The 22,267-nt window shown below is 48.0% G+C and carries 33 protein-coding genes; 19 read left to right on the top strand and 14 right to left on the bottom strand.

Annotated features, from left to right (window positions below):
• The first annotated feature begins 5 nt into the window (after positions 1-5).
• The 19 genes from NFS22_RS05950 to NFS22_RS05865 all read left to right on the top strand — a co-directional run bounded on the left by NFS22_RS05950 (position 6) and on the right by NFS22_RS05865 (position 12,539).
• Entirely contained in the window at positions 6-464 is a 459-nt protein-coding gene (locus NFS22_RS05950; protein ID WP_251316803.1) for a single-stranded DNA-binding protein, read from the top strand.
• A 57-nt stretch (positions 465-521) separates the two neighbouring features.
• Positions 522-944, top strand: coding sequence for a hypothetical protein (locus NFS22_RS05945; protein ID WP_160572560.1), 423 nt, complete (start codon positions 522-524; stop codon positions 942-944).
• Positions 945-1,041: 97 nt separating this feature from the next.
• Positions 1,042-1,329, top strand: coding sequence for a type II toxin-antitoxin system RelB/DinJ family antitoxin (locus NFS22_RS05940; protein ID WP_251316802.1), 288 nt, complete (start codon positions 1,042-1,044; stop codon positions 1,327-1,329).
• On the top strand, positions 1,330-1,644 hold the full coding sequence (locus NFS22_RS05935) for a type II toxin-antitoxin system RelE/ParE family toxin (RefSeq protein ID WP_160572561.1): 315 nt from the start codon (positions 1,330-1,332) through the stop codon (positions 1,642-1,644).
• A gap of 68 nt (positions 1,645-1,712) precedes the next feature.
• Complete coding sequence (locus NFS22_RS05930; RefSeq protein ID WP_251316801.1) at positions 1,713-3,293, top strand: vWA domain-containing protein; 1,581 nt, start codon at positions 1,713-1,715, stop codon at positions 3,291-3,293.
• Between the two features lie 60 nt (positions 3,294-3,353).
• Positions 3,354-3,557 carry a DUF7695 domain-containing protein gene (locus NFS22_RS24035; RefSeq protein WP_420908845.1) on the top strand — a complete coding sequence of 68 codons (204 nt, stop codon included), beginning with the start codon at positions 3,354-3,356 and terminating at the stop codon, positions 3,555-3,557.
• 47 nt (positions 3,558-3,604) lie between these two features.
• Entirely contained in the window at positions 3,605-3,793 is a 189-nt protein-coding gene (locus tag NFS22_RS05925; protein ID WP_251316800.1) for a hypothetical protein, read from the top strand.
• Positions 3,794-4,074: 281 nt separating this feature from the next.
• Positions 4,075-5,466, top strand: a complete 1,392-nt coding sequence (locus tag NFS22_RS05920) for a hypothetical protein (RefSeq protein ID WP_251316799.1) — start codon at positions 4,075-4,077, stop codon at positions 5,464-5,466.
• Positions 5,463-6,236 (top strand): ThiF family adenylyltransferase, encoded by a 774-nt coding sequence (locus tag NFS22_RS05915; protein ID WP_251316798.1) that lies wholly within the window; start codon positions 5,463-5,465, stop codon positions 6,234-6,236. Before NFS22_RS05920 ends, NFS22_RS05915 begins: the two co-directional genes overlap by 4 nt.
• The gene (locus tag NFS22_RS05910; RefSeq protein ID WP_251316797.1) at positions 6,233-7,327 is read left to right on the top strand and encodes a DNA polymerase III subunit beta; all 1,095 of its coding nucleotides are present in this window, start codon (positions 6,233-6,235) and stop codon (positions 7,325-7,327) included. The genes NFS22_RS05915 and NFS22_RS05910 overlap by 4 nt, the downstream gene beginning before the upstream one ends.
• Before the next feature lie 12 nt (positions 7,328-7,339).
• Positions 7,340-7,549 carry a ribonuclease P Rpr2/Rpp21/SNM1 subunit family protein gene (locus NFS22_RS05905; RefSeq protein ID WP_251316796.1) on the top strand — a complete coding sequence of 70 codons (210 nt, stop codon included), beginning with the start codon at positions 7,340-7,342 and terminating at the stop codon, positions 7,547-7,549.
• A 14-nt stretch (positions 7,550-7,563) separates the two neighbouring features.
• Entirely contained in the window at positions 7,564-8,214 is a 651-nt protein-coding gene (locus tag NFS22_RS05900) for a hypothetical protein (protein WP_251316795.1), read from the top strand.
• Positions 8,215-8,288: 74 nt separating this feature from the next.
• Entirely contained in the window at positions 8,289-8,741 is a 453-nt protein-coding gene (locus tag NFS22_RS05895) for a hypothetical protein (RefSeq protein WP_251316794.1), read from the top strand.
• Positions 8,725-10,122 (top strand): DUF6094 domain-containing protein, encoded by a 1,398-nt coding sequence (locus NFS22_RS05890; RefSeq protein WP_251316793.1) that lies wholly within the window; start codon positions 8,725-8,727, stop codon positions 10,120-10,122. The genes NFS22_RS05895 and NFS22_RS05890 overlap by 17 nt, the downstream gene beginning before the upstream one ends.
• A gap of 11 nt (positions 10,123-10,133) precedes the next feature.
• Complete coding sequence (locus NFS22_RS05885; RefSeq protein ID WP_160572570.1) at positions 10,134-10,418, top strand: hypothetical protein; 285 nt, start codon at positions 10,134-10,136, stop codon at positions 10,416-10,418.
• 11 nt (positions 10,419-10,429) lie between these two features.
• Complete coding sequence (locus NFS22_RS05880; protein ID WP_251316792.1) at positions 10,430-10,981, top strand: hypothetical protein; 552 nt, start codon at positions 10,430-10,432, stop codon at positions 10,979-10,981.
• Positions 10,978-11,271 (top strand): hypothetical protein, encoded by a 294-nt coding sequence (locus NFS22_RS05875; RefSeq protein WP_251316791.1) that lies wholly within the window; start codon positions 10,978-10,980, stop codon positions 11,269-11,271. The genes NFS22_RS05880 and NFS22_RS05875 overlap by 4 nt, the downstream gene beginning before the upstream one ends.
• A 9-nt stretch (positions 11,272-11,280) precedes the next feature.
• Positions 11,281-11,856 (top strand): hypothetical protein, encoded by a 576-nt coding sequence (locus tag NFS22_RS05870; RefSeq protein WP_251316790.1) that lies wholly within the window; start codon positions 11,281-11,283, stop codon positions 11,854-11,856.
• Positions 11,856-12,539 carry a prokaryotic E2 ligase family D protein gene (locus NFS22_RS05865; protein ID WP_251316789.1) on the top strand — a complete coding sequence of 228 codons (684 nt, stop codon included), beginning with the start codon at positions 11,856-11,858 and terminating at the stop codon, positions 12,537-12,539. The genes NFS22_RS05870 and NFS22_RS05865 overlap by 1 nt, the downstream gene beginning before the upstream one ends.
• A gap of 273 nt (positions 12,540-12,812) precedes the next feature.
• Here NFS22_RS05865 and NFS22_RS05860 read toward each other — a convergent pair whose 3' ends face one another.
• From NFS22_RS05860 to NFS22_RS05795, 14 genes are all read right to left on the bottom strand, one after another.
• On the bottom strand, positions 12,813-14,084 hold the full coding sequence (locus tag NFS22_RS05860; protein ID WP_251316788.1) for an integrase DNA-binding domain-containing protein: 1,272 nt from the start codon (positions 14,082-14,084) through the stop codon (positions 12,813-12,815).
• A 92-nt stretch (positions 14,085-14,176) separates the two neighbouring features.
• Positions 14,177-14,395, bottom strand: a complete 219-nt coding sequence (locus NFS22_RS05855) for an excisionase (protein WP_251316787.1) — start codon at positions 14,393-14,395, stop codon at positions 14,177-14,179.
• Positions 14,396-14,407: 12 nt separating this feature from the next.
• Positions 14,408-14,848, bottom strand: coding sequence for a hypothetical protein (locus NFS22_RS05850; protein WP_251316786.1), 441 nt, complete (start codon positions 14,846-14,848; stop codon positions 14,408-14,410).
• Positions 14,841-15,110 carry a hypothetical protein gene (locus NFS22_RS05845; RefSeq protein WP_251316785.1) on the bottom strand — a complete coding sequence of 90 codons (270 nt, stop codon included), beginning with the start codon at positions 15,108-15,110 and terminating at the stop codon, positions 14,841-14,843. The genes NFS22_RS05850 and NFS22_RS05845 overlap by 8 nt, the downstream gene beginning before the upstream one ends.
• Positions 15,111-15,502: 392 nt before the next feature.
• On the bottom strand, positions 15,503-15,760 hold the full coding sequence (locus tag NFS22_RS05840; protein ID WP_251316784.1) for a hypothetical protein: 258 nt from the start codon (positions 15,758-15,760) through the stop codon (positions 15,503-15,505).
• A gap of 11 nt (positions 15,761-15,771) precedes the next feature.
• Complete coding sequence (locus tag NFS22_RS05835; RefSeq protein WP_251316783.1) at positions 15,772-16,281, bottom strand: dCTP deaminase/dUTPase family protein; 510 nt, start codon at positions 16,279-16,281, stop codon at positions 15,772-15,774.
• The gene (locus NFS22_RS05830) at positions 16,278-17,099 is read right to left on the bottom strand and encodes a bifunctional 5,10-methylenetetrahydrofolate dehydrogenase/5,10-methenyltetrahydrofolate cyclohydrolase (protein WP_251316782.1); all 822 of its coding nucleotides are present in this window, start codon (positions 17,097-17,099) and stop codon (positions 16,278-16,280) included. The genes NFS22_RS05835 and NFS22_RS05830 overlap by 4 nt, the downstream gene beginning before the upstream one ends.
• A gap of 27 nt (positions 17,100-17,126) precedes the next feature.
• Positions 17,127-17,675 carry an AAA family ATPase gene (locus tag NFS22_RS05825; RefSeq protein ID WP_251316781.1) on the bottom strand — a complete coding sequence of 183 codons (549 nt, stop codon included), beginning with the start codon at positions 17,673-17,675 and terminating at the stop codon, positions 17,127-17,129.
• Positions 17,676-17,687: 12 nt separating this feature from the next.
• Positions 17,688-17,849 carry a hypothetical protein gene (locus tag NFS22_RS05820; protein WP_251316780.1) on the bottom strand — a complete coding sequence of 54 codons (162 nt, stop codon included), beginning with the start codon at positions 17,847-17,849 and terminating at the stop codon, positions 17,688-17,690.
• Between the two features lies 1 nt (position 17,850).
• Entirely contained in the window at positions 17,851-18,432 is a 582-nt protein-coding gene (gene nrdG / locus NFS22_RS05815; RefSeq protein WP_251316779.1) for an anaerobic ribonucleoside-triphosphate reductase activating protein, read from the bottom strand.
• Positions 18,377-19,339: an anaerobic ribonucleoside-triphosphate reductase gene (gene nrdD / locus NFS22_RS05810; protein WP_251316855.1), complete on the bottom strand. Its 963-nt coding sequence runs from the start codon at positions 19,337-19,339 to the stop codon at positions 18,377-18,379. Before nrdD (NFS22_RS05810) ends, nrdG begins: the two co-directional genes overlap by 56 nt.
• Positions 19,340-19,535: 196 nt before the next feature.
• Complete coding sequence (locus NFS22_RS05805; protein ID WP_251316778.1) at positions 19,536-20,303, bottom strand: GIY-YIG nuclease family protein; 768 nt, start codon at positions 20,301-20,303, stop codon at positions 19,536-19,538.
• A gap of 115 nt (positions 20,304-20,418) precedes the next feature.
• A complete protein-coding gene (gene nrdD / locus NFS22_RS05800; protein ID WP_251316777.1) occupies positions 20,419-21,708 on the bottom strand; it encodes an anaerobic ribonucleoside-triphosphate reductase in 1,290 nt (429 codons plus the stop codon).
• 16 nt (positions 21,709-21,724) lie between these two features.
• Positions 21,725-22,267: a 5' nucleotidase, NT5C type gene (locus NFS22_RS05795; protein ID WP_251316776.1), complete on the bottom strand. Its 543-nt coding sequence runs from the start codon at positions 22,265-22,267 to the stop codon at positions 21,725-21,727.

The raw sequence follows: 22,267 nt of genomic DNA, 5'->3' as shown, positions 1-22,267 counted from the left end.
CTATTATGTTGAATCACATCACTGTTATGGGCCGCCTGACCCGCGACCCGGAGCTTCGCCGCACCCAGAGCGGTACTCCGGTTGCCAGCTTTTCCATTGCCTGCGACCGGGACTATAAGGACAAGGCCACCGGCGAACGGCCCACCGACTTCCTCGACATTGTGGCCTGGCGTACCACCGGGGAATTTGTGAGCAAGTATTTTTCTCAGGGCCGCATGGCGGTGGTCTCTGGCCGCTTGCAGATGCGGGACTGGACGGACAAGGAGGGCAACAAGCGCCGCTCCGCTGAGATCGTCGCGGACAGCGTCTACTTCGGCGACTCCAAGGCCAAGGAGGGCCAGGAGCCCCCGGCCAGCACTGGCGGTCCCGTGGAGGCGGCTGGCGGTGATCCCTTTGGCGGTCTGCCAGGCGGCTTTGCTCCGAATTTTGGGGAGCCTGCGGATGACGGCACTCTGCCGTTTTAAGTATCAGCGGCGGGAGGGGATAGCCCTCCCGCCGAACCGAAACGAGGAGGATAATTGATGCCGAAAACCATTCTTGACCAGTTAAAGACAGAATGTTCTTTTCCGGAAGTGTTTCAAGACACAGAGAAGCCGGAGGGTTCTTTCATCAGCGTTCCCCGCAGAAAAATCGGACATATCCGCGCCGACCACGATGGTCACCGCTGGTGGAATACTGTGTGGCCCTGCCATCAGGACCTGGTAACCCAGGAAATTTCTGCGGAAATTGACCAGGTCTATGACGCTCTAACTGCGCGCAACGCTTTGGCAGATTTTGATACCCTGGTGCAGTTTTGCCATGCTCACCCGGAGGCGCGTGTGCATCCCACTGAAGATCAGGAGTACAACTTCTATTTGGAGGGTAAATACTGCAACTTCTGGGTGCGCCTGATTACCCGGTGGCGGGACTACAATATGTATCTGAACGCATTTACAAACGATTAGGAAAAAGGGCTGACCCTACGGTCGATATATCAGGGTATGTTCCAATTGTGTTGACAACAGGAACACAACCGGATATACTAGAGTCGAGGTGATCATAATGGCGAGTGATTCTTTCGTTCATGTCCGTGTGGATGCCGCCGAAAAGCAAGCGGCTGAACAGGTTTTAGATGCTCTGGGGCTGAATATGGCCACAACGATTCGACTGCTGCTGAAGCAGATTGCCCGAGAAAAACGGGTGCCCCTTTCTTTGTCTCTGACACCGGCGGCAAATACCTATGCCGATGCGCTGGAGGCCAGACAGGCCCGGGCAAACGGTTCTGTGGGACAGGATGCCGATCAAGTGATTGCGGAAATGGAACGTATCCTGGAAGGAGCAGAGGGGTAAATGCCAAAAAGATACAAAGTCGTTGTATCGCCGAAAGCCGAGATGATGCTGCTGGAGCATATGCGCTTTCTTTCCAATGTGAGTGTTCCGGCGGCCAGAAGGTTTTTAGCATCATTCAAAGAGGCAAAACGGCAAATTTCCTCATTCCCTTTGTCAGGGGCCTATGAGGAGGAACCGCCGCTTCCCGCTGAAACATATCGAAAATGTCTGTTTTATGGCCGGTATAAGATCTTGTACGAGGTAGGAACAAATGAGGCCTACATCGACGCGATCCTAGATTGCCGGCAAGATACGGATTCCCTCGACTTTCTGTAAAAGTGAATAAAAACGGATCGAAGCAGTACAGAATTGTGCTGCTTCTATTGTTTTTTGGGAGGTACTATATGAAAAAATTTCGGACAATCAACGCGGTCCTCAATTCTCCGTTGGCGAATGTTGTTGCTCCATCGGAGATCAACACCACCGACCGGGTGCTGCGCTCCACAAAATTGGAGGACAGCATTTACACCGACCTGCGAGCAGACGATGGCAGCCTGGACCAGGTTGAACAGACTGCCGCAGAGAAGTTGGCCTCGTTCCCGGCATTGTCCCGGGACGTGTTCCAGTCCTTCTACTCCCTGCTGCCCCGGCGCAACGATGAAAGCACCCTGTCCGTGGCGGCCCGAAAGTTTAACGCCCCCATTTTGGAGCGTATCACCCAGAGCGAGGACTTTCCCACGCTGAAAGCCATCTGCGAGGGCCGGGAGCTGCCCGCCTATGAGGCAGCGTCGGAATTTATCGCCCGGACTGCCGGGGAGCTGGACGGCCTTCTTTCAGACCTGGGCGGCGAGAATAACGCCCTGAACACCCTGGAGAAGCTGGAAAAGGGTGAGGAACAGGCTCAACGGGACCTGGCCGGCCTGCTGGAGCGGATGCAGCGGTGTAAGGAGCGCGACCCACAGCTGGAGCAGTCCGTGGTGGAGGCCGCCAACCGGGCGGACAGTAAGCAACGTCAGGTGGAGGCCGTAGGCAAGATGATCGACGCCAAAGCCGCTAAAAACAAGGACGATTTGACCGCCAGCGTTGCCCAGGCTGTCAGCGCCGCGGTGGAAAAGGCTGAGGAAGTGCGGAACATCATCGGGGCCTGGAGCGATGAACCGGGCAAACTGGAGAAGAACAAGGTCAACACCGGTCTGCTGGACCTGGTACGGAAAAGCGACGTACTGAAGGACATTTCCAAATATTTGGGCCGGTTCCGTGAGATATTCGCCCAGGGCAAGCGCAACGGCTACGCCTATGGCCGAGGCGAAAAGTATTCCCTGGAGCTGGGCTGCAACATCTCCCGGGCCCTTACCTCGGAGCTGGCCATGCTGGCCTCGTCGAAAACGGTTCCTCTGTTCCTGCAAAAGTATCAGCGCAAGCAGATCAAGCAGTACCAGCGGCGGGAGCCCATTTATAAAGGCATGGGGGACATCATCTGCTGCCTGGATGAGTCTATCTCCACCGCCGGCGACCCCGCCGCATGGGGCAAGGCCGTGGCCCTGACCCTGTTGGAGATCGCCGCCGGCAGCGGCCGCGGCTTTGCGCTGATCCATTTTGCCAGCAGCGGCGAGTTCAAGACCGACTTGTTCCGGCCGGGCGAGTACACCATGGGGGACAAACTGTCCGCCGCCGAGACTTTTCTCAATGGCGGCACCGACTTCCAGACACCTATGGTGGAGGCCATGCGGCTGATGAAGGAGGAAGGCTTTGAAAACGCTGATATTGTGTTTATCACAGACGGCGAATGCGAGCTGCCCCAGGAATGCCTGGATGAACTGAAACAGGAGCAGACAGCCCACCGTTTCAAGGTAACCGGCATTTTGCTGGACAAGGATGAACCCAACATGGATTTCAGCCTGAAGGCGTTCTGCCAGGACATCTACCGCACCAGCCAGCTGCTGGGAGATGATATTGTGCGGGAACTGGTGACAAAGCGGGTTTGAATTTGTCTGACGCCTTGCGAGCGAGGGAGAAATATGCTAAACTTTTTATGAGGTGGTAACATGCAAAAGATTGTCAAGAACGTCATACAATGTAACTTGTGTGGGGATATTATTGAATCCACCTATAGGCATGATTTCGTTACTTGCAAATGTGGCTGTTGTAGTGTTGATGGTGGTTTGGACTATTTAAGGCGAGGTTTCACCCATTCAAGGGACGATTTCACAGAATTAAGTATTCTGGAAGATGCCGAAAATAGCATTTGACTTTTGTCCAGAGTTGTGACGGCAATGGCCGGACCGGGCGGCTGCTGATGAACTATCTGCTGCTTCTGCTGGACCATCCGCCCGTCATTATCCACGCGGAGGACCGGAGGGCGTACTATAACGCACTGGAACAGTTTGACAGCGATCAGAAGCTGGACAGCCTGGTGGATTTCTTGAAGTCTCAAACCGTAAAGACCTGGCAAGCCCGTTTTGAGCGTGGAAGAAACAGAACATAATTTATATCTCAGCGGCGGCCTTCGGACCGCCGCTTTTTTAGTTGAGAAAACCTCAACTATACAGCTTCTTTTCACAATGCTAAAATAAGAGTGTATTTCAGGGCGGAGTAAGTTTAGGGCGGAGTAAGTGAGGGAGGAATGGAACGCGGCCAGGGGCGTAGTATGCCCTAACGCACCAAACCGAATCGACCTGGAAGTAAATAGACGAACAAGAAGATCACAGTTGCCTTTTGGGGTGGTTGTGGTCTTTTTTTGTTCAAAAATTGAAAGGAGCCAGCATTATGAGTGAGCCTATCAACAGCGGATTCCCGTTCTCCGGCATGAAGGACAGCGAAGAACTGGACGTCAGCGCCATCTTTGGCGGCGGCGCTCCCACAGATGACGTCAATCCCTTTGACCTTCCGGCGGCGCGGACGGAAACCCCTGCCGCTCCCCCGGAACAGCCCAAGCCGGAAGCTCCTGCGGCACCGGCAGAGCCGGTTGCGGCCCCCGTGGCCCCCGCGCCTCAGCCGGAGCCCGCACCCAAGCCCCAGCCTGTTCCCCAGGCCAAAACACAGAACCCCTCGCCTGCCAGCGAGCCGGCCAACCCCATCGCGGCGGCCATTGACAAGCAGGAAACCCAGGCGGCTCAGACAGCGGCCAAATCCCTCTTTGAGAAGGCCCCCATCTTCTCCTACGGCAGCGCCAGGGATGAGATCACCGATGGCGCTATGACCTTCGAGGAGCTGCGCATCGCCAAGTCGGACGATTTTCCCGAGCTGGGCGAGGGCAAGCGAGTATCCTGGTCGGTGGAGTACGGCAAGGTGACCAAGGCCATCACCGACCCTAAGGGCGCCACCATCCAGTCCGTCAAGGAGGAGATCGAGCGTTCCAAGGCGTTCCTGGATGGCCTGAAAAAGTCCAAGGACAAGAGCCCGGACTGCCTGGTGAAGCCCCGAGTCACCGCCCAGAGCAAAGGCATCGCCGACTACAAAGGGACGTTTACCTCTCTGGAGGAGGCCAGGGCGTCGGACAAAACCATCTGCCTGCTTCCCTCTGGGGACGGCAGGGTCTACGAGCTGCGCAAGACCGAGCTGGGCGAGTTCGTCGCCCCCAAAGACAATGTGGTGGAGTTTTCACGCATCAGGGCCGGGTTCACCCCGGCCCTCCCCCTGATTCCCGCCTCCCTGCTGAGCCAGATCATCTCCTTCTTTCGCTGCTACATGAATGAGACAGCGGAGTTTGAGGCCCTGGCCCACATCCTCTGGGATAAGGAGTCGGAGGAGTATGTGGTCCGCATCCCGCCCCAGGAGGTCTCCAAGGCCAGGGTCAACGCCGATCTGAGCCGGGATGGTCTGGATGAAACGCGGTATCTCCACTACATGGACATCCACAGCCACAACAGCATGGCGGCGAAATTCTCTCCTGTGGACGACCAGGATGAGCGGGCCACCCGGCTGTATACCGTGTTGGGCCGGTTGGACCGGTTTTTCCCGGAGATCACGGTGCGGATGTCCTGCGGCGGCACCTACTGCGAGTTGGACCCCGCCCTGGTTTTTGAAGGTCTGGGCGAGGTGTTTCCCCGGGAATGGCGGGATAACGTCAAAACCGGGGAAACAAGAGCCATAAAGGATGCCAAAGCTCGGCTGCGCGAAGTTCTGTTATCTGGGACATTTTTGGAGGGTGAGTTATGAGATTCTCCCAGACCCGCCCTGTGAAGATCGTTCAGCTGGGCGCCGGCGGCACAGGGGGCCACATTGCGCCCCATCTGTACCGGCTGCTGTACTCGCTGGACCGTCCGGTGCGGTATATCATCTGCGACGGCGACGTGGTGGAGCAGAAAAACCTGGTGCGGCAAAACTTTACTCCCGCCGACCTGGGAGAGAACAAGGCCCAGGTCCTGGCGGAGCGGTACTCCTCCGTGTTCGGCATGGAGACGGAGTACGTCCCCGATTTCGTGGAGGATGAGGACCGCCTGAACGACCTGCTGATACCCATGCGGTTCCGGCAGAGACGGCCCAATTCGTACCGCGAGGAAATTGTGGAGGAGATGGTCATCCTGCTGGGAGCTGTGGACAACAACAAGTCCCGGCAGCTGTGCCACAGAGTGTTCACCCAGGCAAAGGAGCTGATCTACATTGACAGCGGCAACGGGGAGTACACCGGCCAGGTAGTCTGCGGTGTACGGCGGAGTGGTAGAACCTACTACCCGCCCATCGGTGTGGTCTACCCGGACGTACTGGAAGAGACGGATAAGTTTCCCACGGAGCTGTCCTGCGCCGAGGCGTCGGTGTCGGCTCCCCAGAGTATGGCGGCCAACATCACCGCCGCCACCGCTGTGGTGGACATGATCTACAACATTCTGGCCGTGGGTGAGAGTACGGTGCGGAAAGTGACATTCTCCACCAATACCATTAATGTGCGGCCGGAGATTCAAAAATCGAAAAGGAGGAAAACCGCATGAGAGCAACCGTAGACGCGAAGGAATTTTCCCAGGCACTGAACAAGGTAATCAAGGTGATCAAGCCGGCGTCCATCCCCGAATTGGAGGGCGTGCTGGTGAGCATCAGCAATGACCGCTGTACCCTGACTGCCACCGACTTTACCACCTGGCTGACCACGACGATTCCCGCCCGAGGCGATGATCTGAGCTTCGTGTTTCAGCGTCCCAAGGACGCCGCCCGGGCCTGTGGCCACTTTGAGGGTGAGTTGATTTTGGAGGCGGAGGAAAAAAGCAATCATAAAACCCGCTGTATCCAGCTCACCATGTCTTGCGGCCCCCGGGCCGCGCAGATGGACGCCTTCCTGCCCGAGGACTACCCCGCTATGCGGGAGGAACAGACGCGGCACACCTACACAGTCAACGCCGCCCGGCTGCTGGAGCGGGTGGAGCATGTCAAATACGCACTGAGAAAACCCGATGATAAGCTGGAGGCCCAGCGCACCCATGTGCAGTTCGATGGCAACAAGGTGTTCGCCGTGGACGGCTACCGGCTGGCCTGGGATGTGGATGAAGGTCTGGCTGTCCGTCAGCCATTTATGGTCCTGCCTGAAGCACTGAAATACCTGAAAATGTTCGGCAATCAGGAAGTGACTGCCAGCGTGGGTGAGTGGTATCTCCAGGTAACGGATGGTACAACAGAGCTTCAGACCCGGATCGGAGGACCGTTTGTGTTCAATGTGGACGGCGCCGTTCCCAAGGAATTTAAGGAGGAGTTCTGCGTCTGGCCCGAAGAGTTCTTGAGAGAACTGGACTATCTGAAAAATCTGACCCGCAGCATAGGCAGCGCCTGCGTCCGTTTTTCCGGCGGCAAGCTGTCAATGTTAACGCCCAGCGGAGGTTATTGCACGCAGATTCAGATCGACGGGGAGAGCAGTATCGACTTCGGCTTTGAACTGCGCTACATGATCGACGCCCTCCGGCAGTTCCGGGGGGAGCCCCAGGTGAAGTTGAAGGTCATCAACCCTGTGGCGCCAATCATTCTGGAGGCCGAGGGCCGCAGCGACTTCGCTATGGTCCTGCCTGTCCGGATGAAACAGGCCGCGGCGGCGTGAGCGGAGGGCGGTATGGAATTTAAGGACATTGCAGGTGTGTGCCCCGTCTGCGGCGGGCCCCTGATCTACGGGGAAAATGCCGTTTCCAGCAAGAATGGCTCGGTAGACTGGACCTGTCAGGACTGCGGAGCGACCGGAAAAGAGGTCTATCGGGAAGTGTTTGACAGCCACCAGGATGTGCGGCTGGGCGATGGCCGCCCGGTACCGCCGAGAGAAACGTGAAGGAGTGTATCACTATGAAAACTGTCTACATCCCCAAGGGGGAGACCGTGAGCTATGAAACTTTGGAGACTGACCGCCTGGTGGTCAAGGGCTGTCTGAAGGTGGCTTATGGCATCAAGGCCAAGACCATCAGCGGAGGCGGCATGATCACCGCCGGCACCGTGTCCGCCGATGATATCCGGGTGGACGACCTGGAGGCCGCCAGCGTGACCTGCCAGCGGCTGATCGCCAAGCGGGTGCAGACCCCGGAGCTGTTCGCCTTTGAGAGCGCGGCGGTGTCCTGTTTTCTGTCCTCCGCCTTTGTGGCGACTGGGAAGCTCACCGTGGCCCTCAGTGAGATTGACGAGGTGAAGGCCGATGATGTCATCCACCTGAAGCCCAGGAAGCGGAGCCTGTTCCGGCTGCTGCTGGCCTCGGCCCTGCGCTCCTTCTGGACTTCCCTGACCGCCCGGCCGCAGAAGTCGAAGGCCATGGATGCGGACTTCGAGCCTGTCGAGGAACAAAAGGATGATGAATCTGTAGATGAGGAGCTGAACCGTTTCGTTGGTATGTTCAAGTTAGCCAGAGAGAGCGGCTACACACTGAAAATCATCCCCGGCACCCCAGAGGAGAACGCCCCTGTTTTTGGGACGGGTAGTGGAACGGATATCAGACCTGCGGCGTAGCTGCCGCTGAGAAATATGGAGCGCAAGGGATTTTTATGTCCTTGCGCTCTCAATTTTTGAAGGAGGGCATCAAAATGTCGGTACAATCCCAGGAAAAGAATATGCGCAAGCTGGCCGATTTGCTCAGCCACGACCTCAGCTACATCTGGGGCGAGCGGGAAGGCGGCCCCAACGGGGACAAAAAGGTGTTTTTGAACACCGGGAAGGCATTTCTGCGGGCTCTGGCCAAGAATTTGGGCCTCCGGGAGTACAAGGTTTCCGCCAATCCCGGCGGCATTGCCGTCTCCGGCGAGACGACCCTGATCGGAATGTGGAACAACAGCGGCATCTACATCATGATCGGTCAGTCCAGCTTTGGGTTTGAGGAATTGGTGATTTACCGCGAGGTCAAGCACATCAAGGACTACTCCGGCGGGAGCAACCGCTTTTTGCCCCGGGACGCGCTGAAAACTATGTCCTACAGCAGACTGCTGAATGAGTTCCGCACGCTCCGGAAGGAGGGGAACGCCTATGAGCGGGCAGCCTGAGCGGTGCTACGCGGTGGAGGAGCTGAAATCCCTGCAAAGCTCCATCGCTGATTTGACGCAGAGCATGGTAATCCAGCGAGCCAGGGTGGAGAAGTACAAGGACACCGACCTGGCCGCCGCCCGGGACAATTTCTCCCTGCTGCAAGCCGTCCGGCGCAAGCTGGCCGAGGCCATCGGAAAGGCCCGCCTCTTTTTGATGGAGGCGGAGGAGTACCAAAACGCCAAGACGGCGGCTATGCTCCAGGCGGGCCTGCTTCGGTTTGACCTGATGAGCAATGTCTACCGCCCCGTCTACGATGCCATCCAGGACTTCATCAAGAAATTCCCCGTGGATGGGACCGCCAACGCGGCGGTAATTGGCCGGCTGATGAACAATGTCAGGCTGGGCTACTACCCCACCGACCCGGATAACATCTCCCTCATTCTGCGGGGCATCCAGTTCCCGGAGGAGGTGACCACCAATCTGTTTGACCCCTGCTGCGGCTGCGGGAAAGCCCTGCGGCAGCTCGCTCAAGGGAATCACTGCTATGCCTACGGGGTAGAGCTGGACGAGAGCCGGGCTGAGGAGGCCCAGACCCGCCTGCATCGGGTGGGCTTCGGCAGCTTCTTTTTCAGCCAGATCAGCCAGGAGGCGTTCCATCTGCTGTTCCTCAACCCGCCCTATCTGTCCGTCCTCAATGAGAGCGGCAGTCGGGCCCGGCATGAGAAGCGGTTCCTGATCGAGAGCCTTCCTCACCTGATGTACGGCGGCCTGCTGGTCTATGTTATTCCCTACTACCGGCTTACCCCGGACATCTGCCGGGTGCTGGCGGACAACTTTGAGGGACTGACCGTCTGGCGGTTCACCGACGGCGAGTTTAAGAAATTCAAGCAGATCGCCGTCATGGGCCTGCGCAAGCGCCGGGCGGACGTGCCGGAGAATGCCTTGTGGCTGGAGAAGTACACCGTTGACCCCGCCAAAATTCCCAGCCTGACGGAGCTTCCAGAGGGCCAGTATCCCCTCCCGGCCCATCCGCTGGGGGTGAAGACCTTCAAAGGCGAGAGGTTCAACGAGAAAGAACTGGAGCGGCAGCTGCGTCATTGTGACAGCTTCGCCCAGCTTATGGCCCGCAGCGAACTGGACAAGGGAGTGAAGCGTCCGCTTTTGCCCCTGTCCATCAGCCAGATCGGCCTGATCGGCGGCTCAGGGATGATAAACGGGCTGATCCAGTGCGACACGCCCCATATCATCAAGGGCCGGATCATCAAGGTGACCCGGATGGAGAGTGAGGAACGGTACGCCTCCAACGGGAAACATATCGGCTCCGAGATCCACGAGACCATTTCCAACAAAATGATTTTCAACGTCCTGACCCCGCATGGGTTCCGGGCACTGACCTAAAGGAGGAGAGTATGAAATTTCCAACGATTTCTGTCCCCTTTGCCCTGGGACAGACAGTAGCGACACCCCATGTGCTGAAGGTAGTCCCAAAGGCAGAAATTTTCGCCGCCCTCCAGAGACACCAGAACTGCGACTGGGGCGATGTGTGCCCGCAGGACAAGTGGGCCAACGACAGAGCGGTGAAGGGCGGCGAGCGCCTGCTTTCCGTCTACCACAGCAAGGACGGCGTCAAATTCTGGATCATCACCGAATGGGACCGGTCGGCCACAACTGTGCTGCTGCCGGAGGATTATTAAAGGAGATTGCTATGAAATTCAACTATCTGGCGGTCATTGTACCGAGAAAATGGCTGCCCCAAAACACAGAGCAGACCCGCAAACAGGCGTGGGCCGCAGTCACCCAGCTGCTGCTTCCTGATCTGGGGAATTTTTATTCCCGCTTTTATCCGGCCAGCCAGCCCTGGGGACAGGACATTTCAGCCCCCTACAGCGTTGTGCTGGGATGGGAGGACCCGGTGGCCTTTCTCAACGTATTCCACCAGGCGAAGAAGAAGCAGGAGGAAGCCATCGCTTATCACTCGATGGGGATGCTGAACAATATCAATTTAGACCAGACGGAGCGAATCGGGAAGGCCTTGGTCTGCCACGTCACAGCTGACGGGAGCAATGAAGCGCTTCAAGCTCACTCCATCTGGCACCTGGCCGTGATGGAAGGAGCATTCCTGCCGGACTGCGGACTCTACTACTTGGAGCAGAAACGGGCGGTCCTCTCTCCGGAACAGGAGAAGGCCGTATCTGCCTGCCCTGGCGACTACGCCCTGTGCGCGGTTACGCTGGAGCTGGAGGAGGATACGCCATGAAACTGGATTTGAAGCTGCTGTCTATGCGGTTTTCTCAGACAAAGGATGAGCCGCCGATCCCCACAGAGGGCGTGAACCCATATCTGCTGGAAAAAATTCTCCTGCCCTGCATGAATGGCGAGTCTATTCTGCTGCGGGACATCGACTACAGCGCTTTCGATGTGGAAGATATTGAACCGCTTGCGGAATATCATGATGAACTTGCACAGGCTGGCTATAAGCTGGAGCAACTTGCAAAAACTGTCCAGAATCTGCCACCGGAAGCCAAAAAGTCCCGTACATTTTGCTGAGGTGCTGTTATGCAGGAATTGAGTCACACATTTTTTTCGGTACTCCGTCTGGCAAAAATATTTTTTGACAGTGATGTACCAGATAAAGCGAAAAATGATATTGGACTATGGGCGTTAGATGAAGATAGCTGCTATGCGCTGGGGTTGGAAGCCTCGGAATGGATCTTTCAGAATACCGCCCACTACTACAATGAGAGAAAAGATGTTGACACCTGGCTGTTTACCGACCCGATCATTGACCGGTTTTGCCGGTTGTGCCAGGAATATGAGCGGGACAAAGGGATTACTGAGGAAAAAAACCCGTACCGAAGTACCATTGAACAAACCATCCGTGAAAACTTCCGTTTTGACAGCTACAGTTATGGTTATGACTGGCGTCTGTCCCTCGCGGAGCACGGGCGCAAGTGCATCCTTCTGTTCACAGGCGAAGAATTTTACAGCCATGAGGCTGTTCCGGAAGGACTTTTGGAAATTCGCTACACCCTTCTGTCGCTCAACCAGAAGCTGGAAGCGGAATTAAACCAGGAGACCAGGATCATCCCCCTGTCCGTAGTGACAGCGGCGCAATGGAAGGAGGCGGCGTAATGCCCAAAGATTACAACATGATCATCCGCATCAACACGGACCAGGCGGAGGTCGAGGTGGAGCAACACAGCAAGAAGGGCGTGATTACCCGAAAGAACATCTCCCCGCAGTCACTTTCCGACTGCATCCTGACCAGCCGGGTGGACGATGAGAGCCATCCCACCGGCCTGCTGCCCGAGGGCTGTATCGCCGTGGTGCTGGAGAAGAAATGGGCCTATTACTACATCCGGTATCCGGAACTGTATGCGGACTTCTCCTATTTTGGGACGGAGTACCCCCATTTTCCTATCCCCCGGCTGGTATTTCGCTTCAAATATCTGCTGCATGAGCACAAGGTAACAGAAGCCTGTCTGTGCGTGGTCAAGGATGAGCGGCTGACGCAGGATACCCCAACCTACCGGTATCCCTTTTCCAACGTACATGGAAATCAAAGCATCTGCCTGGGCAACAACGCCCTGCCGGTCTACAAGGACCCGGCCCGGCTCCACACCCTGGCGGCGTACATTTTGCGAATGCCCAACAACGATGATCTCTATTCCGATCAAAACAACCGGCTCCATGCCGGATTCCGTGACCTGCTGGAGCAGATGAAGAACAAGACGCCCGCTCACTACTACACTGACGTTCTGGTGAAGGATGGGAAAACCTTAAAAGATTTTATGATCTCTCGGAATTCTGATTGATCCTGCCAGCGAAACTCTGGCATTGGACTTTGACAAGTGGATATTATTCAAAATTGAAAAAATGGGTACAGAAAATAGACATAGTACTGTTGCTATGCCGGAAAATAAGGTATACTATCTTCAGGATTAAATAACTTTATTCTATAACTGGCGTATACTGGCGTGAACATCGCATTTTAACAGCTTTTTCATAACCATAGATAAATAATTGGCGTATACTGGCGTGAATGTTGTGGTGAAGTGGTGTAGAAATTGGTGTAAGATTTTGCTGTGTCAACCAATCATAATCTTGCCCTCCAGATTAGCGAAACTTGTTTTCTTTTGCTCCTGCGTGGCCTCATTGTAAACGTCCATTGTCGTAGAAATGTTAGCGTGTCCCATGATTTCTTGAATGATTTTAAGGTTAGTTTCATTCTCACAAAATCTGGTACAGAAAGTGTGCCGTAAATTATGGACAGAGAAATGCGGGAGCAGAATAGGTTCTCGCTTTTTCTTTTTTGCCTGTTCGGTTTCTTCAGCATTGTAGTCAGCGATAATCCTGTTAATGACCTTGTTGATTTCTGTTGGCTTACGCATACCGCCATTGCGATTTTGAAAAATGAAACCTGAATAACCATCAATGACAGTTTGATTAAAGCCAGTTTGCATTTGACTAATGCGTTCCTCCAGTAACGCTTTGCGTACTTCTTTCAGCATAGGAATAATACGTTCACCCGCTTTGGTTTTAGGGGTAGAAATATAATACCTAAATTTCTTATCGTCATCAGCTTTGCAATAAACCAGATTGTGATTAATGGAAATGATATTTTCTGTAAAGTCACAATCTTCCCAGCGCAAGCCAACAACTTCTCCTACCCGGCAACCAGTGCCTAAAAATAAGGTAAACATATTGAGCCATTTTCGATACTTTTTTGAATTTCGGATATAATCAACAAAAGCTGATTGTTGCTGTTCTGTAAGAGCATGACGTTTTTCTTGCCCCCAAGCATTTTGCTTTTTTAGTTCAGCATATACTTGATAGGCCGGGTTTGATCTGATATACCCATCACGTACAGCAAGAGTGAAGATTGGATGCAGGATCGTATTAACAGCATGGATTGTATTAGGTTTTAAACCACTATCAAAGTACATTGACAGGTAAAACTTTTTAATATCACTGTATTTAACTGATCCAATAGGTCTTAATCCGAATTCATCTCTCACGTATTTATTATACGTACTGGCATACGTTGAACGAGTTGATGGTTTTAATTCTTTCTTCATGCTCATATACTTTTCATAAAAGTCATTTACAGTTTTCTTTGCAGCAATGAAAGATTGTATGCCATCATCTGTGTCACGTTCTAATTGCTTTTCAAGTTCTCTTAATGGCTCACAAGATTTTTTGCGTGGAGGAATTTTATCAGTTTCAACAAGTCGCCAACTATAAATTGTACGCCGAACACCGCCAGCGTCATTATAGCGATACATATACATTCCATCGGAGCGTTGTGTTTCGCCGTTTCTTAAAATTCGGCCTTTATTGTCTTTTCTTTTTTCAGACATTTTAAGACATTACACACTCCTTTCAATTCTGAAAAAAGAAAACTCGATGTGGCGTTTTAATTGTACCACATCGAGTTTTCAGAAGCAAGTATTTATAATACATTCAATCTATCAATGTAGTTTTCAAATTTCTTACGTTTAATTTGCGCTCTTGTTCCATTCCATAAAACAAAATCTGCATCTTTGTTTTCTGTAATGATTTTGCGAATTTTATCTTTGCCAATATTGAAATATTCGGCTGCTTCGTTTATTGACAAAAGATATTGTTCCCAAAATGGAATTTTTGCTGTAGAGCCATATTCTAATCCCATTTGCACCTCCTATCAAGGTTGATATTCTTTGAGAAATTCAGAAACTTTCATTTTGTTATCGTCCGCAAGGCTAAATGCAAAATAGCAGAAATTATAGAATGTGCTTACATGATGAACGTCAAGTAGATATTTATAAAAATCAAGATATGGTTTTGTTTTGTAATTTTCTTCTCGATTTGGTTCATATCCATACATCATTTTGCCATTTACGGCATAATAATTATAAATATTGCCATGATAAATACAATGGCCTTGCCGCCACCAACCCCATTCGTCTTTCCATTTTTCATCAGGATAGTCACAAAGAATTTTAAAATCATCTATTGAAATCTCCCATACTTCTACAGGAAAAGGAAGATGGTTGCTTTTATATGTAAATTTGGCATTGATATTTAATTCTGCAAAGGCTAATCTAATATTATCCCCACCAATAATTTCAATCATGTCATTCATCTACATCACTTCCTTTTTTACATCCAAGTTCACATTCGGATTGCAGCCAAATACGATCACTTGCATATCCTCCAGTATAAGTTTCTGGAGGAACAGGTTTTCTCAACCACCATTCTGCATTAATATGAACTTTGTCATATTTCTTTAGCATCCGTTTTAATTCAAGTTCTTTGAACTTATACGCAAAGCATATTGCTCCAGTCCAAAGAAAACCAACAATATTATCAACAATTCTTTGCTGAATTTCGCCGTAGATCAACACTTCAAGTAATTGCCAACAGATATTTATGCCAACGATAACACCAATGAGTCATATATAGAATTTGTGATTCATTTTCATTGTGACTACCTCCTTTTATTTCGATAATCAGAATATCGTCTTACAAAACTTTTCTTGAACTGTCTAATACGTCCTTTGTACCAGAATGTACGATACCACGGCAATTCAGTTTCTTCATTGTCTGAGAAATCATAACCATAGTTTTGATCCGACCACATAAAATGTAACCATTGGAAATTTCCATTCTCTGTAATCCTTGGTTTACAAAAATAAATAGTGACGTTAGACGGATTTTTTATTTTTGCTTTGATTGCTTCAAATAGGCAATTAGATGAATATATTTCAGTTATATAACTAAAGGAATTTTTTGCCACTCATTTTCCTCCCTGATAATTTTCGTATCTTTCAATGTCAAGGCATTCATTACAGCGATAGTAATAAAGTTCGCCGCCATGTCTTGTATGTTCAATATCAAATAGTTCGTAGTGTCCAGTTTGACAGGCATGGCATGAGCCATCACCAAAATAGTCATGTTCCCATGCCGAATGCCAACATATCAAGCAAATGCCTACAACGGGAACAATTATGAAAGCTGTAATTGCGTCCCACGGTAAATTCTTGATAAATTTCATAAAACCCTCAATTAGTTATTTGATGTACTTCCAATGCCGCCAGTACGTGTAGCAACTACATCATCATCATCAGTGATTGCATAAGCCAAGATAATTCCTTGAGCAAAAGGCACTCCAGCATTAACTTCCAATGTCTTACCAGACTTGCTATCATTAGTGATTTTAATGAAGATATGTCCCTCATTACTCTCATTGTTATAGTAGTCCTGATCTACAATGCCAACGGTATTATCAAGCTGCATCCTATATTTGAATCCGTAACTACTACGGGGAAACAGCATAAGGACGTTTCCTCGATTTAAGCTGCATGTCATACAGGTGGGAACCTTAATTGTCTGCCCAGGGTATAATTTGAAAGAAATAGGAGAAAAGAAATCATATCCAGCACTCCCCTTTGTTGCTCGTTTTGGTGTTTGCAGATGTGAATAAGGCTGGTAATTAAGGACCCCATTTTCAGCTCTAAATTCTTCAGTTACTACCTTGTCATATTCCGCTTTAGAAATAAGTTCAAATTTATTCATCGTGTTTGCCTCCCTGTATGATATTTTTGGTAAGCCACCAGCAAGTGTTTCATAAGCATTGCACGTGTCAACAGGCCAACCCCTCCGGGGACTGGTGTAATAAGAATGTCATTAGAATTTGGATTGATAGTTATATCACCACACATTCCTTGTTCTGTTCGATTAATACCAACATCAATTACAACTGCTCCAGTTTTGAATTTGGAGCTATCTATGAAATCTTTCTGACCAACAGCACTAACAAAAATGTCTGCTTTTTGTGCCAGTTGATATAAAAGTTTACTTGGAGTATGAGAATGACAAAGAGCAACTGTTGCATTTTCACGGATCATTATTTCTGCAAGTGGCTTGCCCACAATATCGCTTCTGCCAGCAATAACACACAGTTTGCCATCAATATCCACATTGATTTCTTTTAGCAGTTGTACAATTCCATCTGGTGTACATGGATCAAAAATAGAATCAGATAAAAACCCGTCAACATCTTTTTCTTTTGACAACCACATTTTAATGTCACCAAAAGTAATACTAAATGGCAATGGTAATTGAACAATTACTCCGTCAACACGTGAATCATATTGAAGATTGTTTAGCAAAAATGTTAGATTCATAAGCAGTTGATCTCGATTTTTTGCTTCAAGATGTTTATGTATACACTTGAAACCAACTTCTTCAGCATCTTTTAATTTCCCCTTGATGTATGCGGCTGACGCAGGATCATCACCAGCCGAAATTACATATAAACATGCGTTTACACCAGTCGATTTGATTTCATCTTTCCATTTTTGTGCGATTGCTTTGCAATCAATAAATTCCATAAGCACCTCTTGTTGAAAATACTGTTATTAAGTTGTAGCATAACTTCTTCCGGGACATTTAAGCCGCTGGAGAATATCAGCCACCAGAATATCGTAACTCTTTACATCGCCGTTGTAATGTCTACAAGCAATGCCATGTGCTGTAATAAAGGCCAGCAATTTTTCAGCTAATTCATCGCTTTCCTGTTCAGTCTGGAATCTGCCAGAAGCGTTATAGGGTTTCACACGATTAATAAATACGTTGAAAGAATCATAGGAATTGAACACCTTAGTAACCAGCTTATCAAACTCATTACCAAGCACTGGATCGTCAGTGTAGAAAGGAGAAAGTAGAATAGGTGAATCAGTAATAACTACATCTACTTTATTCTGAACACGACTGATACGGAAATACTGCTTACCAAAAATATAAGCCTGATTCTGGAATACGGCCTTGCTTTCCTCCCATACCTTATCCTTGGCAAATTCAGTGACAAGCTCTGCATTAACACCAGCCATTTTCAGCTTTGAAAAAATGTACGCTGCACCAGTAGACTTTCCTGCTCCGGGCGCACCAAAAAGATTTACAACAAGCATTAATTGTCCTCCTTATCTTTTTGCAATTTTATTTTCTGAACATGATGGATCAGCATACCTAATTTCAATACTATAAATCACACCATTACTATCAGAATGTACTTTTAAATCAATCATATCCAGTTGTTCAAGAATTTGTGACAACGGTTTAGAATATAAGTCTTTCAGTGTCATATCAATTCTCCTTCCACAGAATTGTTTTGTTTTCTTTTATAGATTTTTGCACATCAATAATTCTTTGGTTACTTGAACCCATAAATGGCAAGGTTATATCACGTTTATCAATTTCAAACTTGCCATCAACTATCACATCACAGAGCCGTATGATTTTTCGTATTAATTCTTCTTCTTTTGTTTCTGCTCGGTTAAATGTAAAACGCTCAAATTGATAGCCTGTATATAGCCATATAATCTTTCTTGAAAAGAGAGCTTTAAATTTAACGATTAAATAATATGTCAGTTCAGGATTCGCTAATGGATCGCCACCAGAAAGCGTAAGTCTGCTGGCATATGGAATATCGTAAAAATATTGAATTAGTTGATCAAATGTAGCATCTGTAAATTTCATGCCTCCATCCTTACTCCACGTTTGAGGATTTTGACATTGGGGGCATTGGTGGGGACAGCCCTGTGTGAAGAAAACCGCCCCAAGGCCAATACCATTTGCTATATCATCATATTCAATACCAGCATATCGCCAATTAAGACTCATTTGATCCTTGATTAATTTGTGGAGTATATTTACTATGCTGTTCACGATCAAGTACTTCCCGCTGCTTACCATCGTTAAAATTGCGATAGTCCGTTGTCAGATAACCAGTGACACGGCGAAGTTGCTGAATATTTTCGCTTCCGCACTGAGGACACTTATCATTAAATTCACCCTGATAACCGCAATCTAAGCAGCTATCAATCGGGAAATTAAAGGCCAGATAAGGAATGTCCAGAACTTTAAACGCATAATCAATAATATCCTCAACAGCTTTCGTATTCTTCACAAAAGTGCTATCCAACTCAACATAGGTAATGCAACCGCCTGTGGGATACTTGCAGAATGGAGCCTCGCACTCCAATTTCTGCTGAATAGATACCTTTTCCCAAACAGGAACATGATGAGAATTGGTTAAGTATTCATGTGATGTAACATTTTCAATAATGCCATATTGATTACGAAGTCCAATCAATGCTGTGCGGCAAAGTCCTTCAGCTGGTGTGGCGTAACAAGAAAAGTTCAGATTGTTGCGCTCAGACGCTTCGGCAGCATATTTATTAATACGCTTAACGACAGACAATGCAAAAGCATGAACATCTGCATCATGAACATGATTCTTACCAAAAAGAGCCTGACACATTTCAGCGATACCAAGATAACCAATCGCCAATGTGTTGTGCTTCAGTGCATTGAACACATCCTTTTCACAGTTCCTTGCATCCTGAATAGTATTGTTCTGATACATAAATGGTGCTGACTTAGGAGATTGCCGTACCATAATCTCAAAACGCTCCAGCAACCCACGTTCTGTCAACTGTAAGGTTTCTTCAAAAGCCTTCCAGAATCCATCCAGATCAGGCTTATCACGCTTACCAAGACAAATACCAAACTCAATACCCAGCTTTGGAAGGATAATTGTGTTAGGGACATTGTTACCACGACCTTGGCGAATATATCCAAGTCCATGACGGTCATAGCCAATCAGTGTACGACACGTTGAAATCCATTGTCACCAATGGAACTGACTATATCTTCTATCTTTCGATAGCCTTCCGCTTCGGTTTTCAGATGCTTCGTTTCCTATAACATCGCTGGTGCCAATCTCCAGCCCTACTCCCATACATTCATCAGGGATAGTCGATACACTTTTAATTAAGAATAGTAAACTCATAGTTATTTATAACAAATTGCGTCTTTCCTTTTCGTATCTGTGCCATTATATTGCTTCTTGAAATTTTTAACTCTCTTGCAGCAAGTCTTATAGAATCAAAAATTCGCATATCGCACGTGGATTTATTAATTGTTTGAATAGTAGTTCCGCTTTTATGCCTTTCTTTCAGATAATCGCCATAACATTCATCTGCATATGCTATCATCCATTGGTTTTTATAAAGGCCAATTACTTTATGAGAAGTTCGGACAGTAATAAAGCGATGGTTCGTTTCTTTGAAATGTTCCTTACATTCTTTAACAGTTTCAAAGAACAATTCTTGCCTTGTAACCACATTTAAACATTTGATTTTTCTTGCGTTTGAATTTTTGTTCCCAATTTTAGAAAGACGTATTTTCTCAGAAATCGCACTTAATTCAGATGGAGACTTAGCCTGATATGTATTCCCACCACATTTATGAACTGCATTTGTTTCGTTATATCCAATCTCTGGATTTGTGGAATTATAATATCCAATCCAAAAATGTTCTTTCTGAGTTAATTCTTCTTGCGTGTTTGCTGTATCAATTATTTCAATGACAAAATTCCTTTCGCCATATTTTCGTATTGCTCTTGCAAAATGAGTGTCAATTATATTATTAAGAGCATCATTTATATGGCGTTTAAATCTTTCATGAACGGGCCTAATTGTTTGCCCAACATAAATTTTGCCATCCAATTTGTTAGTTATTTTGTAAATAAACACAATAATCACCACCTTATTATGTTATTTACTATTCTTAATTACTTAGCACGGACTCAACTTTTTTGTTTAAAGTCCTATCCGTTAGCAGGATTACTCCCACACCCTCTGGCGAGGTTCAAAAGGTTTTAGATGAGCTGCATTTACACTTACCCATCGTAGCAAAATATGTATCAGGATTGTTCTCATCTTCGTGAGCTTGCGACCAACCGCAATTACACCAGTTGGGGTAAATACGTTTACTCATTGATTCAAGAGCAAGCTGCTTCATATCATAGTTGGGATCGCCAGCATTAGCATTAGTGCCTTGCTTATATTGGAAAATACTAATTGGGAAAATGCTTGTAAGATGATGCTGCCCAATGCCGTCAATACTGGCCTCCATAATCCACTTTGTCACCAGTCTACCTTCTGTACTGGTATCACGTCCAAGATTAATACTGGTGAAAGGAACCTGCGAACCCTGTCTGGATTCAAGCGTATTTAAATTATGATAAAGTCCTTGAGCCGCCTGTTTGCCTTCACGCTCCAGCATATCCGTAGCGTAGTTATATACATCCTGCTTATCATCATCTATTAATTCCATATCATTGATACCAATATCTTCATCAATACAATTAGAAACAAAGTTATTAGCCTCTTCATCTGTATTATGGTGAAGATATTTCAGACCATCAGCATAATGCTTAAAGAAGCTCTTTGTAACAAACGGAGCAAGGTCATAATCCAAATGAATGCTGCCTACGCCACCGAATTGCACTTGACTTTGGCACTGGAAAGCTACAGCGACAAGCTGACAAGCTGTGCTGAAACTTGTAGGAGGACGCACATCACCATTACGAGTACGGAATCCATAAGTAAAAATCTCTTGGAAGTTAAGATTCAAACAGTTATGAATACCATAAATGGCCTTTTCAAGATCATGCTGATAAACTAACATCTGCTTATGTGCTTCTGCTACATCATGAGATAAGCCATCAAAATCCAATGCTATAGATTTACCAATCTCGGCAGAAGCCTCCTTCTCACGACCAGAAAATGAAAGTTCATCAACATTTGCATTAGACCGATAATTAACCTTAGAATCAGCCCTAATCATAATATTTTTGACAAGTCTGCTATTTCTATCACGAATTTTTGTACGCTCATTACGATAAAGAATATAAGCCTTTGCAATATCTTTTCGATAACTAAGCATAAGTTGGACTTCAACCATATCCTGAATCTGCTCTACGGTCAAAGCGGTATCCTTGCTCTTTTCTTCAATTCGATCAGCAATGCCATATGCAATTCTTTCTGTATCAAGTGTGCTTTCACCATCAACCTCAATAATTGCTTTCAAAACAGCATTACTAATCTTTCGCTTGTCAAATTCAACTTCTCGACCATCACGCTTAATTACAATCATTGAATCACTCCTTTAATTACAGCAGAATATCACCTATTTCATCCCATGTATGTACACGGGTTAGGCCAGCAGCTTTATCATCAAACAAACGATTATGCGGACGATCAAACAAAATTCCTTTATAATGACCTCCTTCAAAATTATGTACTCCATCGTCAATCAAATAGTCACCATGCACAAGCTGCTTTTTAGAGGCAATAATAAATTGTGACCACTGAAGAAACGGAAATAGATCGACAATGATACGTTCAATTTTTGTATCGCAAGTTTGATAGTTTGTAGCAGTTACAATATATAGGCTGTGTTTATTGTTGATTTTATGAAGAATTTCGTAACATCCATCAATGGGCTGAATTAATTTCCAAAACTCTTTATCATATATAGGTGCATAAACCTGATCCTTAGTCAGTTCAGGGAAGAATTTACTTACATCCCAATCAACAACATCATCAACAGCTACTTTTGTTCCATATTGACAATTCAGATAATTAACCCAAGTTTCACACAAATTTTCAATGGTATCATCTGCGTCACACAGAACAATCTTTTTATCTGCCAT

The organism is Flintibacter muris, assembly GCF_943192995.1.
Lineage (GTDB): Bacteria > Bacillota > Clostridia > Oscillospirales > Oscillospiraceae > Lawsonibacter > Lawsonibacter muris.
This window is presented reverse-complemented; position numbering and strand designations above follow the sequence as displayed.

Bases quoted from the DNA above. Each gene is read 5' to 3' on its own strand.
- NFS22_RS05925 (WP_251316800.1), top strand. From the start codon at position 3,605: ATGAACTATCTGCTGCTTCTGCTGGACCATCCGCCCGTCATTATCCAC.
- NFS22_RS05895 (WP_251316794.1), top strand. From the start codon at position 8,289: ATGTCGGTACAATCCCAGGAAAAGAATATGCGCAAGCTGGCCGATTTG.
- NFS22_RS24035 (WP_420908845.1), top strand. From the start codon at position 3,354: ATGCAAAAGATTGTCAAGAACGTCATACAATGTAACTTGTGTGGGGAT.
- NFS22_RS05880 (WP_251316792.1), top strand. From the start codon at position 10,430: ATGAAATTCAACTATCTGGCGGTCATTGTACCGAGAAAATGGCTGCCC.
- NFS22_RS05825 (WP_251316781.1), bottom strand. From the start codon at position 17,675: ATGCTTGTTGTAAATCTTTTTGGTGCGCCCGGAGCAGGAAAGTCTACT.
- NFS22_RS05945 (WP_160572560.1), top strand. From the start codon at position 522: ATGCCGAAAACCATTCTTGACCAGTTAAAGACAGAATGTTCTTTTCCG.
- NFS22_RS05910 (WP_251316797.1), top strand. From the start codon at position 6,233: ATGAGAGCAACCGTAGACGCGAAGGAATTTTCCCAGGCACTGAACAAG.
- NFS22_RS05840 (WP_251316784.1), bottom strand. From the start codon at position 15,760: ATGAAATTTATCAAGAATTTACCGTGGGACGCAATTACAGCTTTCATA.
- NFS22_RS05865 (WP_251316789.1), top strand. From the start codon at position 11,856: ATGCCCAAAGATTACAACATGATCATCCGCATCAACACGGACCAGGCG.
- NFS22_RS05920 (WP_251316799.1), top strand. From the start codon at position 4,075: ATGAGTGAGCCTATCAACAGCGGATTCCCGTTCTCCGGCATGAAGGAC.
- NFS22_RS05870 (WP_251316790.1), top strand. From the start codon at position 11,281: ATGCAGGAATTGAGTCACACATTTTTTTCGGTACTCCGTCTGGCAAAA.
- NFS22_RS05915 (WP_251316798.1), top strand. From the start codon at position 5,463: ATGAGATTCTCCCAGACCCGCCCTGTGAAGATCGTTCAGCTGGGCGCC.
- NFS22_RS05795 (WP_251316776.1), bottom strand. From the start codon at position 22,267: ATGGCAGATAAAAAGATTGTTCTGTGTGACGCAGATGATACCATTGAA.
- NFS22_RS05900 (WP_251316795.1), top strand. From the start codon at position 7,564: ATGAAAACTGTCTACATCCCCAAGGGGGAGACCGTGAGCTATGAAACT.
- nrdD (WP_251316777.1), bottom strand. From the start codon at position 21,708: ATGATTGTAATTAAGCGTGATGGTCGAGAAGTTGAATTTGACAAGCGA.
- NFS22_RS05905 (WP_251316796.1), top strand. From the start codon at position 7,340: ATGGAATTTAAGGACATTGCAGGTGTGTGCCCCGTCTGCGGCGGGCCC.
- NFS22_RS05885 (WP_160572570.1), top strand. From the start codon at position 10,134: ATGAAATTTCCAACGATTTCTGTCCCCTTTGCCCTGGGACAGACAGTA.
- NFS22_RS05860 (WP_251316788.1), bottom strand. From the start codon at position 14,084: ATGTCTGAAAAAAGAAAAGACAATAAAGGCCGAATTTTAAGAAACGGC.
- NFS22_RS05850 (WP_251316786.1), bottom strand. From the start codon at position 14,848: ATGAATGACATGATTGAAATTATTGGTGGGGATAATATTAGATTAGCC.
- NFS22_RS05875 (WP_251316791.1), top strand. From the start codon at position 10,978: ATGAAACTGGATTTGAAGCTGCTGTCTATGCGGTTTTCTCAGACAAAG.
- NFS22_RS05950 (WP_251316803.1), top strand. From the start codon at position 6: ATGTTGAATCACATCACTGTTATGGGCCGCCTGACCCGCGACCCGGAG.
- NFS22_RS05820 (WP_251316780.1), bottom strand. From the start codon at position 17,849: ATGACACTGAAAGACTTATATTCTAAACCGTTGTCACAAATTCTTGAA.
- NFS22_RS05835 (WP_251316783.1), bottom strand. From the start codon at position 16,281: ATGAATAAATTTGAACTTATTTCTAAAGCGGAATATGACAAGGTAGTA.
- NFS22_RS05930 (WP_251316801.1), top strand. From the start codon at position 1,713: ATGAAAAAATTTCGGACAATCAACGCGGTCCTCAATTCTCCGTTGGCG.
- NFS22_RS05830 (WP_251316782.1), bottom strand. From the start codon at position 17,099: ATGGAATTTATTGATTGCAAAGCAATCGCACAAAAATGGAAAGATGAA.
- NFS22_RS05935 (WP_160572561.1), top strand. From the start codon at position 1,330: ATGCCAAAAAGATACAAAGTCGTTGTATCGCCGAAAGCCGAGATGATG.
- NFS22_RS05855 (WP_251316787.1), bottom strand. From the start codon at position 14,395: ATGGGATTAGAATATGGCTCTACAGCAAAAATTCCATTTTGGGAACAA.
- NFS22_RS05940 (WP_251316802.1), top strand. From the start codon at position 1,042: ATGGCGAGTGATTCTTTCGTTCATGTCCGTGTGGATGCCGCCGAAAAG.
- NFS22_RS05890 (WP_251316793.1), top strand. From the start codon at position 8,725: ATGAGCGGGCAGCCTGAGCGGTGCTACGCGGTGGAGGAGCTGAAATCC.